A 15,920-nucleotide genomic window follows, 5' to 3' on the forward strand; every position below is an offset into this window, starting at 1 on the left:
CGCTCCGTCCGTCAGTGCTTCTTGTCCTGATACAGGCGCTCGGTCGCGCGGTCGGCTTCCCTGCGCTCCGCCGGGCCGCGACGGCGCTGCGTGAGGAGGGCGTAGGCGAACACGATGGCCAGCAGCAGCGGGCCGCCTGCAACAACGAGCAACCACATACTATTCTCAAACATCGAACCGTCTCCTTTCCCTCACAACCGGGAAGGAGCAGAACCGTTCCTCCGGCTTGATGGAGGTTGCCCGCACGGCGTGGTGCGAAATCAGGATTTTATGTCCCGAGCAGGACGTTTTACGTCTTTTGCGGGCCATCATGGCGCCCTATCTAGACTCCTAGCATTGGGTCGCATCCACTCTCTTTGAAGTGAAGGGAACCACAACGGCTTTCCGACATTTGATTGTTCAAGAGACAAACATGCAGCCAAACCGGCTCAGGGGCTAGGATATCATGCGTGAGAACCAATCCGACGTCTTCGATCTGTTTTCCGAGGTTTACAAGAATGCGGCGCAGGAGGAGAGAAGCCTCCAGCAATATCTGCTTGCCTGCCGCGAGGACAAGTCGATGTATGCGTCGGCGCCCGAACGGATGGTCGAGGCGATCGGCGAGCCGACCTATGTCGACACCAGCAAGGACGAGCGACTCGGCCGCATTTTCGCGAACAGGACGATCAAGATCTATCCTACCTTCGCCGACTTTTACGGCATGGAGGATACGATCGAGCGGATCGCCGGCTATTTCCGCTATGCCTCGCAAGGGCTGGAGGAACGCAAGCAGATCCTTTATCTGCTTGGCCCCGTCGGCGGCGGCAAGTCCTCATTGGCCGAACGGCTGAAGAGGCTGATGGAGCAGCGTCCGATCTATACGCTGAAGGTCGGCGGCCAGATCAGCCCGGTGTTCGAATCGCCGCTCGGGCTGTTCGACCCCGATCGCATGGGCGACCTGCTGGAGGACAAATACGGCATCGCGCGGCGCCGGCTGAACGGCCTGATCTCGCCATGGGCGGCCAAGCGCCTCGACGAGCTGTCCGGCGACATCTCCAAATTCAGCGTCGTCAAGCTGATGCCGTCCAGGCTTCGCCAGATCGGCATCGCCAAGACCGAGCCGGGCGATGAGAACAATCAGGACGTTTCGGCGCTGGTCGGCAAGGTCGACATCAGGCAACTCGAGCACTTCAGCCAATCTGATCCGGACGCCTACTCCTACAGCGGCGGGCTGAACCGGACGACGCAAGGCCTGCTCGAATTCGTCGAGATGTTCAAGGCGCCGATCAAGGTGCTGCATCCGCTGCTGACCGCCACCCAGGAAGGCAGCTACAACGGCACCGAGAATTTCGGCGCCTTTCCCTATCAAGGCATCATCGTTGCCCATTCCAATGAATCGGAATGGCTGCAGTTCAAGAACAACAAGAACAACGAGGCGTTCCTCGACCGCATCCTGGTGGTCAAGGTGCCGTATTGCCTGCGGGTCACCGAAGAGCGGCAGATCTACGACAAGCTGCTGCGCGAAAGCGAGCTGGCCTCCAGTCCCTGCGCGCCGGAAGTGCTCGACATTCTCAGCCGGTTCACCGTTTCGACCCGCCTGGCCGAACACGACAATTCGCCGCTCTACACCAAGATGCGCGTTTATGACGGCGAGAATCTCAAGGAAACCGACCCCAAGGCGAAATCGGTCCAGGAGTACCGAAACGCCGCCGGCGTCGATGAAGGCATGACCGGCGTCAGCACCCGCTTCGCCTTCAAGATCCTGTCGCAGACCTTCAACTACGACACCGAAGAGGTGGCCGCCGATCCGGTGCACCTGATGTACATCCTGGAAGAGGCGATCAAGCGCGAGCAGTTCCCGAAGGAAACCGAGGCGGCTTATCTCGATTTCATAAAATCGGAGCTGGCCACCCGTTATGCCGAGTTCATCGGCCACGAGATCCAGAAGGCCTATCTGGAATCCTACAGCGAATACGGCCAGAATCTGTTCGACCGCTACATCGCCTATGCCGATGCCTGGATCGAGGATCAGGACTACAAGGATACCGATACCGGCCAGATCCTCAATCGGGAGGTTTTGGACAACGAACTGTCGCAGGTCGAAAAGCCGGCCGGCATCGCCAATCCCAAGGACTTCCGCAACGAGGTGGTGAAGTTCACGCTGCGCGCACGGGCCAGAAACCATGGCCGCAACCCGTCATGGACAAGCTACGAAAAGCTGCGCGAAGTCATCGAGAAGCGGATGTTCGGGCAGGTCGAGGACCTGCTGCCGGTGATCAGTTTCGGCTCCAAGCAGGACAGCGTGACGGAGAAGAGGCATACCGAATTCGTGCAACGGATGGTCCAGCGCGGCTACACCGAACGCCAGGTCCGCCGGCTGGTGGACTGGTATATGCGGGTGAACAAGGCGGGTTGAAGCCAGCCCGGGGTAACATATGCCGATCTTCATCGATCGCCGACTGAACCCGAAGGACAAAAGCCTCGGCAATCGGCAGCGTTTCCTGCGGCGGGCGCGCGAAGAGTTGAAGCGCACCATCCGCGATCAGATCCGCACCGGCAAGATCGCCGACGTGGACGCCGAGCATGCCGTTTCGATGCCGGCGCGGGGCACCGGCGAGCCCACGTTCAATGATGCCAGGAACAGCGGCAGCCGTCAGCATGTCCTGCCTGGAAACAAGCGTTTTACCCCGGGCGACCGGCTCCCCAAGCCCGGCCAGGGCGGCGGCATGGGGTCAGCCCCAGGCAGAACCGAATCGGAGGACGATTTCCGTTTCGTGCTGTCGCGCGAAGAGGTGCTCGACCTCTTTTTCGAAGACCTCGAACTGCCCGACATGGTCAAGCTCAACCTCAAGGAGATCCTCGCCTTCAAGCCGCGCCGGGCCGGTTTCGCCGCGACCGGCTCGCCGACCAACATCAATGTCGGGCGCACGATGCGTAACAGCCATGGCCGCCGCATAGCGCTCAGGCGCCCCAAACAGGTGGAGCTCGACGCAATCGCGCAGGAGATCGCGTCGCTGGAGGCGAAGCCGCAAAACGCCGAGATGCGCCAGCGCATCGTGGCGCTGCAGGAAGAATTTGAGCGGCTGGAGCGCCGCCGCAAGCGGATCGCCTATGTCGACCCGGTCGATATCCGCTTCAACCGCTTCGACGCCCAGCCGGTGCCGAACGCCAATGCGGTTATGTTCTGCCTGATGGACGTGTCCGGTTCGATGGGCGAACGCGAGAAGGATCTGGCCAAGCGCTTTTTCGTGCTGCTGCACCTGTTCCTGAAACGGCGCTATGACCGGACCGAGGTGGTCTTCATCCGCCACACGCACGAGGCGCAGGAGGTGGACGAGGAAACCTTCTTCTACAACACCCAAAGCGGCGGCACGGTGGTTTCCACGGCACTCGAGGAGATGCACCGCATCGTCGAGCAGCGCTATCCCAGCCGCGAATGGAACATCTATGTCGCCCAGGCTTCGGACGGCGACAATTTCGTCACCGATTCCGAGCGCTGCATCGCCCTTCTCGACGAACAGATCATGCGGCTTTGCCAGTATTTCGCTTATGTCGAAATCCTCGACGAACGCGAGAGCCACATCTTCGGCGCCACCGACAACGGCACGTCGCTGTGGCGTGCCTACAGTGCAGTCAAGCTGAGATGGTCGAATTTCCAGATGAGCCGCATCGCCACGGCGGCCGACATCTACCCGGTTTTCCGCCAGCTCTTCGCCAGACAGCCGGGTTATCAAAAGAGCGGTGAAAGAGGGGGCTGATGGCGAGCAAATCCGGGTTGCTGTTTTCCGGTTCCGACTGGGATTTCAGGACGCTGTCGCGCGCCTACGAGACCATCGAGGCGGTCGCCACCGAAGAGCTTCACCTCGACGTCTATCCGGTGCAGATGGAGATCATCTCGTCCGAGCAGATGCTCGACGCCTATTCCTCGGTCGGCATGCCGCTAATGTACCGGCACTGGTCCTTCGGCAAGCACTACCTCTACCAGGAATTGCTCTATCGCAAAGGCGGAAGGGGGCTCGCTTATGAACTCGTCATCAATTCCAATCCCTGCATCGTCTATCTGATGGAAGAAAACACCATGGCCCTCCAGGCCCTGGTGACAGCGCACGCGGCACTCGGCCACAATCATTTCTTCAAGAACAACTATCTGTTCCAGCAGTGGACGGACGCCAGCGCCATCCTGAGCTATCTGGACTTCGCCAAGGGCTACATTGCCCGCTGCGAGGAGCGGCATGGCGTCAATGCGGTGGAAGAGATCCTCGACGCCGCGCATGCGCTGATGGAACAGGGCGTGTTCAGATACCACCGGCCGCCGAGGCTGTCGTCGGAAAGGCAGCGCGAGGGCGTTCGCGAGCGCCTGGAATATGAAGCGCGTTCCTACAATGACCTGTGGCGCACGCTGCCGCCGTCGAAGGACGGCAACAAGGCCCGCGAGACGGATACCATGACGGAGCGCAAGAAATCGCTCAAGCTGCCCGAGGAAAACCTGCTTTACTTCCTGGAGAAGAACAGCCTGATTCTGGAACCCTGGCAGCGTGAGGTCATCCGAATCGTCCGCGTCATCGCGCAATATTTCTATCCGCAGCGGCAAACGCAGGTGATGAACGAGGGCTGTGCGACCTTCGTGCACTACACGCTGATGAACCTGCTGTTCGACCGCGGCCTGATCGGCGAAGGTGCGATGCTGGAAGTGCTGCGCAACCATTCGAACGTGATCTTCCAGCCGGGCTTCGACGATCCGCGCTTTTCCGGCATCAATCCTTATGCGCTGGGCCTCGACATGATGCAGGACATCCAGCGCATCTCGACCGCGCCGACCGCCGAGGACCGCGACTGGTTTCCCGATATCGCCGGCAATGGCGACTGGCGCCAAACCTTGCTGGACGCTTGGGCCAACCATCGCGACGAGTCCTTTATCCGCCAATATCTGAGCCCGGCCCTGATACGGAAATGGCGGTTTTTTGTCCTCGCCGATGCTGCCAACGATCCACATTACGAAGTTGCGTCGATACACAATGAGCGCGGCTACGAGAGCATCCGCGCCGCGCTCGCCCATAGCTACGACATCGGCGCCAGCCGGCCGGACATCCAGGTGGTGGACGTGGACCTGCTCGGCGACCGGCATCTGCGCCTGCAGCACAAGGTCAAAGACGGCATCGTGCTGGAAGGCGGCAGCCGCGACGCCACGCTGCGCCATATCCGCAAGCTCTGGGGCTACGAGGTCAGCATGGCCGCGGTCGACGCACAGACTGGCGCCGCACTCCACGAGCGGTCGACCAGCCAGATCGGGGAATGACCTTTACCGCATCACTGATCGTCCTATGTACGCGCGCACGACGAGGGGTGCTGGGAGTAAGAACATGCGCGTATTCATGATCGCCACCCTTCTTCTGGTCGCTATCACGATGGCGCTCTCACTTGCGCACGCATTGGAATTGCCCGGCAAGTTGCGCCTCGAGGAGGCCACCTACAAATCTGTGCAGGCGATCTACTATCCCGGCTTCACGGTCGGCGGGTTCGCCGAGATCGGCGGCATCATCGCACTCGCCATCCTGCTCTACCTGACGCCTTATCCAAGCGCCCGATTCTGGTGGACCTTGGCAGCCCTTGTCTTCTTGCTGGCGGAACATGCGACTTATTGGTTGATCACGCATCCCGTCAACAATTTCTGGGTGCAAGACGTTGCTACGCCGAAATCAGCCGCGACGTTTTTTTCAATGTTCTCTCGAAAGCAGGTCGGCGACTGGAGAGAGTTGCGCAACGTCTGGGAGACCTCGCATGTCGCCAGGGCAGGTTTGGCGATGCTGAGCCTCATCTCAATTGCTGTCGCCGCGACATTTTTTGCTGAATAGGGCCGAGGGATCCTGAATAGGGCCGAGGGATCGCGACGGCGCCCTCGTCCGCCAATTTTCCGGCCGCGAACGTTCCATCCTCAGATCAGGGAACGAGACGCGGCGCCGTACTGTCTTAACGTTGAGCAATCCGGTCGTTCAGCGGCCGGCGCGATGCTTGTTATGGGCGCTTTCCTGGTGCTCGCCGCGGATGATGTTGCGATCGTCGGGATCGGCAATGTCCTTTGGGTCCGACCTGAGCTCGGCACCGCGCCGGAACGCCTCGCGCTCTTGCCTGGTCTTTTTCAAATCCGCTTCCGCGTCGAAATCCTTGCCGGCGTTTTTCGTGTTCTCGCGCTCTTCGATAATGCGCAATTGCTGCTCATGAGTCTTTTTTCCGACCATCGGTGACCTCCTTCTTTCTATGTTCCGCTTCCCCAGGTCCAATCCGCTAGAGCCCGAAAGGATAGGTCTCGGGAACGCCTGTCCCAACATGCTCCGGCCCAAGCGGCGTCACGGCACTGGTTTCATCGAACCAGACGAAAGCATCGAACTGCCGGGCAAGCGAGGCATCCGCATAGTGGCTGTGCAGCTCGGTCTCGGGCCGGTAGATGACGCCGATAAAGCGCTCCAGCCGGCGCTCCAGAAGCCGTTGGCGCAGCGTGTCGTCGCGCTCGAAATCGAGCAGGAAAGGCGAGACGCCGCTGTCATGGCAAAGCCGCTCATAGCTGTCGTTGTGGGAAGGCCGAACCGGTTTCACCTCCATGTCACCGTCCCAGTCCGTGGCCGCGGCCACCGTCCCGGAATGCGTGCCGAACCCGATCAAGGCAACCTCGTCGCCAAAACGCTGGCGGCAGAGCTGGCCGATGTTCACTTCGTCTCTGATGACCCCCATCTCGGTGTAGCGGGCATCACCGATATGGGAATTATGTGCCCATACCACCGCCTTGGCGTTCGGGCTGCGGGCCTGCAGTAGGTGCTCCAGCGTTTCGAACATATGGGTGTCGCGCAGGTTCCAGGATTGCGCGCCGCCATAATACATGGTGCGATAATAGCGCTCGGCGGAGGCGACCAGACGGGCATTCTGGGTGGCGTCGAGGAAGTCGATGCCGTCCTGCTGCGCATAGTCGAGCTCTCTGGAAAGGAGTTCGCGACATTGCTCGAGCACGGCCTTCTCGCATTTCTGGTAGCCGGAGGTGAGTGCGACACGGCCATAGGTGGCCGGGTCGTTCTGCCACGGCGTCAAGCAGCCGTAGCGTTCGCGTGCGATCCTTGCGGCCTGTGGGTCGACCCGATCGAGATATTGCAGGACCGCCGCGATCGATCCACCCATATTGTAGATGTCGAGGCCATAGAACCCGGCCCGCCGGGAGGATATCCTGATCCGCTCATTATGCTCTCGCATCCAGTCGACGAACACCGCGACGTCGGTGTTTCGCCACATCCAGGTGGGAAACCGCTGGAACGGCGGATCGGCGCCGGGCCGCGGCGGCCTGTGGCGGACATAGCGGTCGATCGCCGCGGCATCGGGCCAGTCGGCCTCGACCGCGATGATGGTGAAGCCATGCTTTTCGATCAGCCTGCGAGTGATCGCCGCGCGCGCCCGGTAGAACTCCGACGTGCCGTGGCTGGCTTCGCCGAGCAAGACGACGCGCCGGTCGGCAAACCGGTCGAACAGCGCACCGAAGGCCGGATCGTCGAAATCCGGAAGCGGTTCAGCGGCGGTCGCTATCATCTGCGGCAGGCTGCTTCTGCGCTGATGCCGGTGCGGAAGATCGGCCGCTATTTGGCTGTCGCTGCCTGGCTCGCCCCAGCCTTGCTCGCCGATCAGCGGAACAAACCGCACGCCGCCGAAATCCTCCTCGGTGTAGGTTGCGGCGCCGGTACGGGTGACCTTGAGCAGGCGCTGCGAGTCGAATTCATCGCCGACCGGGATGACAAGCCGGCCAGCGACGTCGAGCTGTTCTTGCAGAGCGAGCGGTGCGCCGGGTCCGGCGGCCGCAACCAGGATCGCATCGAAGGGTGCCGCCTCGGGCCAGCCCTTGGTGCCGTCGCCGGTGCGGACTTCGATATTGTCGTAGCCAAGCTTTTTGAACCGTTGCCATGCCGTTTCAGCCAACGCGGCGTGGCGCTCGATCGTGTAGACGCGTTCGACGATCCGGCTCATCACGGCAGCCGCATAGCCCGAGCCGGTGCCGACCTCGAGGACATGGTCACCGGCTCCGATCTCCGCCATTTCGATCATGAGCGCAACGATATAGGGCTGCGATATCGTCTGACCTTCGGCGATCGGCAGCGGCCCATCCTCATAGGCGAATTCCTCAAAACCAGGATCGACGAAAGCCTCGCGCGGGACCTCGCGCATCGCCTGAAGGACATTGCGGTCGCGAATGCCACGGCGGCTTAAGTGGATGTCGACCATTTGGTTGCGGGCATCGGAGAGATCGAGCATTTTTTTGCTCCTCTTACGGGCCTCCGCCACAATCGCCCAAGCTGCTCAACGGCACTTTGGCCGGTCCATATCCCGGGGCCTCGGCAGTCCACTTGGATTCATGCAATGCGGTGCATCTTCCTAACCGTTGGCAAGCCCCGAGGTTCCCCAAAAGCCCGACCCGCTTTTTGTCTGCGAGGCAGGTTGTAGGATCGGCAAGCGGGCGCTGGCCGCGCCGCCCAAACTTATTTCGAGGCAAATCCTTTCTCCGACGCGACGCCACTCCAGATAACGACGGACGAGGGTATTCCGGAGGCATTGCCATGAACGACGAGGCCCGCACTCCCGCGCAAACAACCGGCCTTGACCAGGGAGATCTGATGAACCGCTACTGGCGCGCCGCGAACTACGTTTCGGTTGGCCAGATCTATCTGCTCGACAATCCGCTCTTGCGCGAGCCCTTGCGGCCCGAGCACATCAAGCCGCGGCTGCTCGGCCATTGGGGCACGACACCCGGCCTCAATTTCATCTATGTGCATCTGAACCGGATCATCCGTGAACGTGGTCTCGATGTCCTGTTCATCTGCGGTCCGGGTCACGGCGGCCCGGCAATGGTCGCCAACACCTGGCTCGAGGGCACCTACAGCGAAATCTATCCCGAGATTGGCAGGGGTGAAGACGGTTTGCGAAAGCTGTTCCGACAGTTCTCGTTTCCCGGCGGAGTGCCGAGCCACGCGGCTCCGGAGACGCCCGGCTCCATCCACGAGGGCGGAGAGCTCGGCTATGCGCTGGTCCATGCCTTCGGCGCCGCCTTCGACAACCCCGATCTTGTGGTTGCCTGCGTCGTCGGCGACGGCGAAGCAGAGACCGGCCCGCTCGCCGCGGCCTGGCATTCCAACAAGTTCCTGAACCCGGCATCCGACGGTGCCGTCCTGCCGATCCTGCATCTCAACGGCTACAAGATCGCCAACCCGACGATCCTCGGCCGCATGGAAGACGAGGCGTTGCGGAGCCTGTTCCTCGGCTATGGCTACGAGACCTTTTTTGTCGAAGGCCATGAGCCTGCCACGATGCACCGCGAGATGGCCCGCACGCTCGATGCCGTGCTCGACCGGATCCGCTCGATCCAGGAGCCTGCCCGAGCCGCGGGCTGGAAGGGAGAGCGCCCGTTGTGGCCGATGATCGTGCTGCGCAGCCCAAAGGGCTGGACCGGACCGAAAGAGGTCGACGGCAAGAAGGTGGAGGATTTCTGGCGCTCGCACCAGGTGCCGGTGTCGAACGCACGTGGCGACGGGGCGCACCGCCAGATCCTCGAAGACTGGATGCGCAGCTACGAACCGGAGACGCTGTTCGACGAAGGCGGCCATCTCCTGCCGGAGCTCGCGGCGCTTGCGCCAACAGGGTCACGACGCATGGGCGCTATCCCTTACGCCAATGGCGGCCTGCTGAAACAAGACCTGGTGCTTCCCGATTGGAAAGGCCTGGCGCTGGACGTACCGCGTCCGGGTGGCACCGTCGGAGAGGCGACGCGGACAGCCGGAAGCTATCTTCGCGACGTGATCCGCTTGGCCGCCGATGCCAGGAATTTCCGGCTGATGGGACCGGACGAGACGTCCTCCAACCGCCTCGACGACGTGTTCGAGGTTACGGACCGTGTCTGGATGGAGCGGATCGAGCCTTACGACGTCCATCTTTCCCGTGACGGCCGCGTCATGGAAGTGCTCAGCGAGCATCTTTGCCAAGGTTGGCTGGAGGGCTATCTGCTGACCGGCCGCCATGGCCTGTTCTCGTGCTACGAGGCGTTCGTCCACATCGTCGATTCCATGGTCAACCAGCACGCCAAATGGCTGAAGACCTCCGGCGAGCTCGCCTGGCGCAAGCCGATCGCCTCGCTCAACTACCTGCTGACCTCGCATGTCTGGCGGCAGGATCACAACGGCTTCAGCCACCAGGACCCGGGCTTTGCCGATTTCGTGGCCAACAAGAAGGCGGATACGGTCAGGCTCTATTTCCCGCCGGACGCCAACACGTTGCTCTGGATCACCGACCATTGCCTGAAAACCTACAACCGCATCAACGTCATCGTCGCCGGCAAGCAGCCGGCGCCGCAATGGCTATCCGCCGACGCCGCGGAAGCACACTGCAAGGCCGGCGCGGGCATCTGGGAATGGGCCGGGACAGTTGCCAGGGACGAGGATCCGGATGTGGTCCTGGCCTGCGCCGGCGACGTTCCGACGCTGGAGACGCTCGCTGCCGCCGACATCCTGCGATCGCGGATTCCCGACCTGAAGATCCGCGTCGTCAATGTCGTCGACCTGATGATTTTGCAGTCGAATTCCGAGCATCCGCATGGCTTTGCCGACGACAAGTTCGACGCGCTGTTCACCAGGGCCAAGCCGGTCATCTTCGCCTATCACGGCTACCCCTATCTCATTCACCGCCTGACCTACCGGCGCGTCAACCACGACAACATGCATGTGCACGGCTTTCGCGAGGAAGGCACGACGACGACGCCGTTCGACATGGTGGTGCTCAACCAGCTCGACCGCTATCATCTGGCGCTTGCCGCGATCGCGCGCGTGCCCGGGCTGGCCGAACGGGCGAAGGATCTTGCCACCGAGCTGCATGGGAAATTGGCTGAGCACACGGCCTATGTCCGCCAGCATGGCGAGGATATGCCCGAGATCCAGAAATGGAGCTGGCCGCAAGACACGGCAACGAGGGCTGGCGATTGATGCGCTCGATCCTCGCGCTGAATGCCGGCTCGTCCAGCATCAAGTTCGGGCTTTACGATCTTGAAGCGTCCGCCGAACTGGATCTTGCCTCGCGCGGTTCGCTGGATTTGGGCGATGCGCCAAGGCTGACTGCGAAAGCCGGCGATGGGGCGGTGCAGTGCGATCGGCCACTTGCCGCACACTCATCGCGCGACATGGGCATCGGCCAGATGCTGCAATGGATCGAGAACGAACTTGGCGGAAGGAAACTGATCGCCGCCGGCCACCGCATCGTCCATGGCGGACGCGACTTCGTCGAACCTGTCCGCCTGACGTCGACAGTTATCCAGGCTCTCGATAGGCTGACGCCGCTTGCGCCACTGCACCAGCCGCGCAGCCTAGCGCCGATCCGGGCGCTTGCCGCGTTGCGGCCGGACCTGCCGCAGGTCGGATGCTTCGACACGGCCTTCCATCGGACAATCGAGCCGATGGTCAGCCGTTTCGCGCTGCCGCGCCACTATGAGGCAGACGGCATCCACCGCTACGGGTTTCACGGACTCTCCTATGAATATGTCGCCGACCGGCTCAAGCAGATGTCACCCGATCTGGCGGCGAAAAGAACCATCGTCGCCCATCTCGGCAACGGCGCGAGCCTATGTGCCATGCGCGACGGGCGAAGCGTCGATACGACGATGGGCTTTTCGGCGCTTGACGGCCTGGTCATGGGCACGCGCTGCGGCGCCATCGATCCCGGCGTGCTTTTGTACCTCCTGCTGGAGAAAGGCGTCGGAGGCGACGCACTTCAGCACATGCTCTACGAGGAATCCGGGCTGCTGGGCGTGTCCGGCATTTCCGGCGACATGCGCACGCTGGAAGCCAGCGATGACCGCCAGGCCCGCGAAGCGGTGGAGCTTTTCGCCTTCCGCGCCGCCAGGGAGATGGCGGCCCTCGCCAACACGCTGGGCGGCCTCGAATGCCTGGTATTCACAGCCGGCATCGGTGAGCACTCTGCTCCGGCCCGCAAGGCAATCTGCGACAGGCTTGGCTGGCTTGGCGTGGCGGTCGACGAGGTCGCCAATAGTTCCCATGCCGCGCTCATAAGCCAGGCGGGCAGCAAGGTCGAAGTCCGCGTCGTGGCGACCGACGAAGAAGGGATGATCGCCGCTCACACGCGCAAGCTGATGGAGGAGCCCAGCTGATGCGCATTGTCTGGAACGATCCCGTTTGCGGCGGCGCTGTCCGACCGGCTACGTCGCGAGCGCGGCCGATCTGTTGAAGACGATGGTGACCCGCGTTCCTTTGCCCGGGGTCGAGTCCACCTCGAACCGGGCTTTGGCATTCTCGGTCAGCGACTGCGCGATCAACGCTCCAAGCTTGCCGGGTTTCGGCCAGGTCTCGCCTTCGGGCAGGCCGATGCCGTCATCGGCCACAACGATGCGAAATCCGTCGCCGTCTACCACGCTGCGCAGGGTGATGGTCCCGCCTTCACGGCCCTGAAAAGCGTGTTTCAGCGCGTTCGTTAAAAGCTCGTTGACGACCAGTCCCGTGGGCATCGCAACGTTGATGGACACGGGATGGGTATCGACCTTCATATCCAGCCGGATGCCCTGCATGGCATGCGACGTCATCACGGCAGAAGCGATCTGGCTGAGATAGACGCCGAGGTCGACCTCGGCCTTCTGTTCGTCGGCCGACAGCGTCTGGTAGAGGATCGCAAGCGCATCGACGCGGCCGGCGAGGCGCTCGAAACGTTTCTGGTTGGGTGATGCCGCGCTGCGGGCCTCCAGCCTGATGAGCGCCGTGATCATCTGGAGATTGTTCTTCATCCGATGCTGCAACTCGCGCAACAGCGTGTCCTTTTCGCGGATGCGTTCTTCGATGGCCTCGCTGTCGCCTGCCTTGTGCGCGGTGACGTCGACAAAGGCGACCAGTCGAAAGGACCGCTGCCCGCGCTCGTCCACGATCAGGTTCGAATAGACGTCGACGATGGCCGGCTCCGCGCCGGCACGTCGCATCCTGAACGTTCCCGCCCGATCGGTATCCTCGACGATGGCCTCGGCCAGCGGCCGATGCTCGTGTTCGCCCAAGCCTTCTCCGCTGAGCGCAGCCCAATTCCCGCGTTGCAGCTCTGCCCCGGAAACACTAGACAATTTCTGGAACTCGGAGTTGACATAGACGACACGCTCGTCGCCGCTCAAATCGGAAATTGCGATCGCTATCGGGAGCTGGTCGAGGAACCTCTTGAAGCGGTCGCTATCCAAGGCGCTCGCCAGATCGGGGGTGTCCAGCAATTGCTGGATCTGCTCTGTTTCGGCTTCGGCGGACATTCCAGGCTTTCGATGTCTTCGGATGAGGCCAGATCAATATCAGACACTCGCCAACTGCGAAGTACGCTCATTGCCGCCGTGCGGCCAGGGATGGCGGACAGTCAGGGTGGGTCAGGAATGGGATGCATCCGAAGGCTCAGCTCGAACGCTCTGCTCGACCAGATGGTATCTATACCGGTCGCGAATATGCTCGTTGAAGAACCGGCCCTTCGACGAGGATTTGCGAAACGCGGCGTGGACCTGCGGCGGCACGTCCTCGTAATCATAGCGGTTTCCGCTCGGGACGAACCATACGGAGAGTATCCTCGTCGCCGGTTGGTAATCGATGCTTCTGATCGCAGTTGAAGGCATTCTCAACAGGTCCAATCCACGCCGTCGTGTGAATAACCCTGCACGGAGAGCGAAGTTCCTTCCTGCCGAAGCAGCCTTGCCGCTACGAGGCGGCTTCACGAAATACGGTTGATGCCATCGCTCAAGACATCGGCTGCAGGCCGCCAGGGTGATCTCTTTGCCGCCGCGGGCGACCTGCCGGAAGGATTTCACTACCGGCCCGAACTGATCACGCCGGACGAAGACGCAGAGTTGACGAGCCAGCTCGCAAGCCTGCCTTTTCGGGCCTTCGATTTTCACGGCCATCTGGCAAACCGGCGGGTGGTCGGTTTTGGGCTGCGTTATGATTACGACCGGCGCGAAGTCGTCGAGGCACCGCCGATACCCGGCTTTCTGCTGCCGTTGAGGGAAAAGGTTGCGGATTTTGCCCGCTTGCCCGCCGAGACCTTCGTGCAGGTTCTGATCAACGAGTACCGGCCAGGCGCCGGTATCGGCTGGCACCGCGACAAGCCTCATTTCGAGGCGGTCGCCGGCGTTTCGCTGCTGGCCGCCTGCAGCTTTCGCCTGCGCCGGAAAAACGGCACGCGATGGGACCGCAAGACGGTCATGGTCGAGCCAAGATCGGCCTATCTGATGACGGGCGCAGCGCGCAGCGAATGGGAGCACAGCATTCCGCCGGTTGCCGAGCACCGCTACTCGATCACGTTGCGGACGTTGCGGCCGCAAACGCACTTAAACCAGAGCGGTGACGAAGCCTGGGCACTGCCCTGAAGGACCACTGCCCTGAAAACTGGGCCGATACGGTTCATTCGGCGCCGTGCTGCTTGGCAAAATCCGCCAGCATGGCGCGCTGGCCTTTCAGGATCTTGATCTCGGCCTCAGGCAAGGAGAACCAGCCCGCTCTGTCCACTTCGGGAAATTCCTTCATCGAGCCGGACCTTGGCGGCCATTCCATGACGAAGGTATTGCTGCTGATGGCTTCGGTGTCGAAGTCCGCTTCGACGCACCATGCGATGACGAGCTTGCCGCCCGGCTGCCTGTAGCTGCCAAAGTGTTCGAAAACTCCATCGATGGCCACGCCGAGCTCCTCTTCTGCCTCGCGTTTTGCCGCCGCCAGCTCGTCCTCGTTCTCGTCGACCAAGCCCTTCGGGATCGACCATGCGCCGTGGTCCTTCTTCGCCCAGAACGGTCCGCCCGGATGCACCAGCAAGACCTGGAGAAGGCCTTCGCTTCGGCGATAAATCAGCAACCCAGCGCTGCGTTTGGCCATTCCGCTATTCCCCTGACGAAAATGAAACGAACGTTCTCGTCCGGGCCGACATATGGAACAGCCTGCCATGGCGGAACGATTTCCGCTCGCAGCCGTTCCGTCCGTTCGGCAAATGAGTGATTGACATGGCGACGCCGCGAGCTGCCTGGAAGGGCTTTATGAAAGTCGGATCGGTTTCCTGTGGCGTCAAGATCGTCGGCGCCGTCAGCGAGGCCGAGAAAGTGCATTTCAGGATCCTGAACCGCAAAGACGGTCTCCCGGTCAAGAGCGCCTATCTAGACGAGGAGACCGGCGACACGGTCGAGGCGGCCGAGCAGGTAAAGGGCTACGAGGTCGAGAAGGGCGAGTTCATCCGGATAGAGCCGGACGAAATCAAGAAGCTGAAGATGGTGTCGCAGCATACGCTTGAGATCGGCGAGTTCGTGCCGGCCGTAGAAATCGACACGCGCTACCTCGAAAAACCCTACTATCTCGTCCCAGCCGACGCGCCCTCCACCGAGGCTTTCGCGGTGATCCGGGACGCGATGGCCAGGAAGAAGGTGGCAGCCCGCTCCTGCGTCGTGCTGTACCAGCGAGGCCGAGAGGTGCTGATCCAGCCGCTGGGCAAGGGCATGCTGATGACGGAACTGCGAAATCACAATGAAATGATCGCGGCGGCCGCGGTCTTCGAAGGCCTCAAGGCTCGCAAGGTCGATCCTGAGATGCTGGAAATCGCGCAATTGCTGATCGACAAGAAGCCCGCCAAATTCGACCCTTCGAAGTTCGAAGATACTTATGAAAAGGCGCTGGTTGCGATGATCGAGGCCAAGCGCAAGGGCAAGAAGCCGCCCAAGCCGGCGCCTGAGCCCAAGACGAACGTCATCAATCTCGCCGATGTTCTGCGCAAAAGCCTGGCGCAAGAGGGCGGCAAGGTTTCGAACAAAAGTTCGAAGACGACCGCGAAACGCAAATCGGCCTGAATGCCCGAAAGCAGAGCGAACGGAACCGAAACCATTCACGCGCATTTAGGAGGACGTTGCAATCCGTCGGCAAGCAAGC

At 61.7% G+C, this 15,920-nt stretch carries 14 protein-coding genes; 8 read left to right on the forward strand and 6 right to left on the reverse strand.

The window, feature by feature from the left end; all coding sequences use genetic code 11:
• Positions 1 to 11: 11 nt before the first annotated feature.
• Positions 12 to 173 carry a hypothetical protein gene (locus NKI85_RS16555; protein ID WP_352525747.1) on the reverse strand — a complete coding sequence of 54 codons (162 nt, stop codon included), beginning with the start codon at positions 171 to 173 and terminating at the stop codon, positions 12 to 14.
• A gap of 272 nt (positions 174 to 445) precedes the next feature.
• Here NKI85_RS16555 and NKI85_RS16560 point away from each other — a divergent pair, with 272 nt between their 5' ends.
• From NKI85_RS16560 to NKI85_RS16575, 4 genes are all read left to right on the forward strand, one after another.
• Entirely contained in the window at positions 446 to 2,395 is a 1,950-nt protein-coding gene (locus NKI85_RS16560) for a PrkA family serine protein kinase (RefSeq protein WP_352525746.1), read from the forward strand.
• A gap of 19 nt (positions 2,396 to 2,414) precedes the next feature.
• On the forward strand, positions 2,415 to 3,737 hold the full coding sequence (locus tag NKI85_RS16565; protein ID WP_352525744.1) for a YeaH/YhbH family protein: 1,323 nt from the start codon (positions 2,415 to 2,417) through the stop codon (positions 3,735 to 3,737).
• Positions 3,737 to 5,275 carry a SpoVR family protein gene (locus tag NKI85_RS16570; RefSeq protein ID WP_352525743.1) on the forward strand — a complete coding sequence of 513 codons (1,539 nt, stop codon included), beginning with the start codon at positions 3,737 to 3,739 and terminating at the stop codon, positions 5,273 to 5,275. The genes NKI85_RS16565 and NKI85_RS16570 overlap by 1 nt, the downstream gene beginning before the upstream one ends.
• A 76-nt stretch (positions 5,276 to 5,351) precedes the next feature.
• Positions 5,352 to 5,831, forward strand: coding sequence for a DUF1772 domain-containing protein (locus NKI85_RS16575; RefSeq protein WP_352525742.1), 480 nt, complete (start codon positions 5,352 to 5,354; stop codon positions 5,829 to 5,831).
• A 138-nt stretch (positions 5,832 to 5,969) separates the two neighbouring features.
• Here NKI85_RS16575 and NKI85_RS16580 read toward each other — a convergent pair whose 3' ends face one another.
• Together NKI85_RS16580 and NKI85_RS16585 are read right to left on the reverse strand one after the other, a co-directional pair.
• Positions 5,970 to 6,215 (reverse strand): hypothetical protein, encoded by a 246-nt coding sequence (locus NKI85_RS16580; RefSeq protein WP_352525741.1) that lies wholly within the window; start codon positions 6,213 to 6,215, stop codon positions 5,970 to 5,972.
• A 46-nt stretch (positions 6,216 to 6,261) separates the two neighbouring features.
• Positions 6,262 to 8,262, reverse strand: coding sequence for a protein-L-isoaspartate(D-aspartate) O-methyltransferase (locus NKI85_RS16585; RefSeq protein WP_352525739.1), 2,001 nt, complete (start codon positions 8,260 to 8,262; stop codon positions 6,262 to 6,264).
• A 302-nt stretch (positions 8,263 to 8,564) separates the two neighbouring features.
• On the opposite strand from NKI85_RS16585, the gene NKI85_RS16590 reads away from it, so the two are divergent.
• On the forward strand, positions 8,565 to 10,976 hold the full coding sequence (locus NKI85_RS16590; protein WP_352525737.1) for a phosphoketolase family protein: 2,412 nt from the start codon (positions 8,565 to 8,567) through the stop codon (positions 10,974 to 10,976).
• The gene (locus NKI85_RS16595) at positions 10,934 to 12,154 is read left to right on the forward strand and encodes an acetate/propionate family kinase (protein ID WP_352525735.1); all 1,221 of its coding nucleotides are present in this window, start codon (positions 10,934 to 10,936) and stop codon (positions 12,152 to 12,154) included. Before NKI85_RS16590 ends, NKI85_RS16595 begins: the two co-directional genes overlap by 43 nt.
• 48 nt (positions 12,155 to 12,202) lie before the next feature.
• Here the strand turns inward: NKI85_RS16595 and NKI85_RS16600 are convergent, their stop codons facing one another.
• Both NKI85_RS16600 and NKI85_RS16605 read right to left on the reverse strand, forming a co-directional pair.
• Entirely contained in the window at positions 12,203 to 13,282 is a 1,080-nt protein-coding gene (locus tag NKI85_RS16600) for a sensor histidine kinase (protein ID WP_352525734.1), read from the reverse strand.
• A 111-nt stretch (positions 13,283 to 13,393) separates the two neighbouring features.
• The gene (locus NKI85_RS16605) at positions 13,394 to 13,633 is read right to left on the reverse strand and encodes a KTSC domain-containing protein (RefSeq protein WP_352525733.1); all 240 of its coding nucleotides are present in this window, start codon (positions 13,631 to 13,633) and stop codon (positions 13,394 to 13,396) included.
• A 111-nt stretch (positions 13,634 to 13,744) separates the two neighbouring features.
• Between NKI85_RS16605 and NKI85_RS16610 the strand changes: the two genes are divergently transcribed.
• Complete coding sequence (locus NKI85_RS16610; protein WP_352525732.1) at positions 13,745 to 14,383, forward strand: alpha-ketoglutarate-dependent dioxygenase AlkB; 639 nt, start codon at positions 13,745 to 13,747, stop codon at positions 14,381 to 14,383.
• A 34-nt stretch (positions 14,384 to 14,417) separates the two neighbouring features.
• Here NKI85_RS16610 and NKI85_RS16615 read toward each other — a convergent pair whose 3' ends face one another.
• Entirely contained in the window at positions 14,418 to 14,882 is a 465-nt protein-coding gene (locus tag NKI85_RS16615) for an NUDIX hydrolase (protein WP_352525730.1), read from the reverse strand.
• 125 nt (positions 14,883 to 15,007) lie between these two features.
• On the opposite strand from NKI85_RS16615, the gene ku reads away from it, so the two are divergent.
• Entirely contained in the window at positions 15,008 to 15,841 is an 834-nt protein-coding gene (ku, locus tag NKI85_RS16620; RefSeq protein ID WP_352525728.1) for a non-homologous end joining protein Ku, read from the forward strand.
• Positions 15,842 to 15,920 lie beyond the last annotated feature (79 nt).

Origin of the sequence: Mesorhizobium sp. M0571 (assembly GCF_040320985.1) — a bacterium.
Classification (GTDB): domain Bacteria; phylum Pseudomonadota; class Alphaproteobacteria; order Rhizobiales; family Rhizobiaceae; genus Mesorhizobium.

Excerpts from the sequence above, each read along its gene's own strand:
- NKI85_RS16555 (WP_352525747.1), bottom strand. The coding sequence starts at position 173 with ATGTTTGAGAATAGTATGTGGTTGCTCGTTGTTGCAGGCGGCCCGCTG.
- NKI85_RS16560 (WP_352525746.1), top strand. The coding sequence starts at position 446 with ATGCGTGAGAACCAATCCGACGTCTTCGATCTGTTTTCCGAGGTTTAC.
- NKI85_RS16565 (WP_352525744.1), top strand. The coding sequence starts at position 2,415 with ATGCCGATCTTCATCGATCGCCGACTGAACCCGAAGGACAAAAGCCTC.
- NKI85_RS16570 (WP_352525743.1), top strand. The coding sequence starts at position 3,737 with ATGGCGAGCAAATCCGGGTTGCTGTTTTCCGGTTCCGACTGGGATTTC.
- NKI85_RS16575 (WP_352525742.1), top strand. The coding sequence starts at position 5,352 with ATGATCGCCACCCTTCTTCTGGTCGCTATCACGATGGCGCTCTCACTT.
- NKI85_RS16580 (WP_352525741.1), bottom strand. The coding sequence starts at position 6,215 with ATGGTCGGAAAAAAGACTCATGAGCAGCAATTGCGCATTATCGAAGAG.
- NKI85_RS16585 (WP_352525739.1), bottom strand. The coding sequence starts at position 8,262 with ATGCTCGATCTCTCCGATGCCCGCAACCAAATGGTCGACATCCACTTA.
- NKI85_RS16590 (WP_352525737.1), top strand. The coding sequence starts at position 8,565 with ATGAACGACGAGGCCCGCACTCCCGCGCAAACAACCGGCCTTGACCAG.
- NKI85_RS16595 (WP_352525735.1), top strand. The coding sequence starts at position 10,934 with ATGGAGCTGGCCGCAAGACACGGCAACGAGGGCTGGCGATTGATGCGC.
- NKI85_RS16600 (WP_352525734.1), bottom strand. The coding sequence starts at position 13,282 with ATGTCCGCCGAAGCCGAAACAGAGCAGATCCAGCAATTGCTGGACACC.
- NKI85_RS16605 (WP_352525733.1), bottom strand. The coding sequence starts at position 13,633 with ATGCCTTCAACTGCGATCAGAAGCATCGATTACCAACCGGCGACGAGG.
- NKI85_RS16610 (WP_352525732.1), top strand. The coding sequence starts at position 13,745 with ATGCCATCGCTCAAGACATCGGCTGCAGGCCGCCAGGGTGATCTCTTT.
- NKI85_RS16615 (WP_352525730.1), bottom strand. The coding sequence starts at position 14,882 with ATGGCCAAACGCAGCGCTGGGTTGCTGATTTATCGCCGAAGCGAAGGC.
- ku (WP_352525728.1), top strand. The coding sequence starts at position 15,008 with ATGGCGACGCCGCGAGCTGCCTGGAAGGGCTTTATGAAAGTCGGATCG.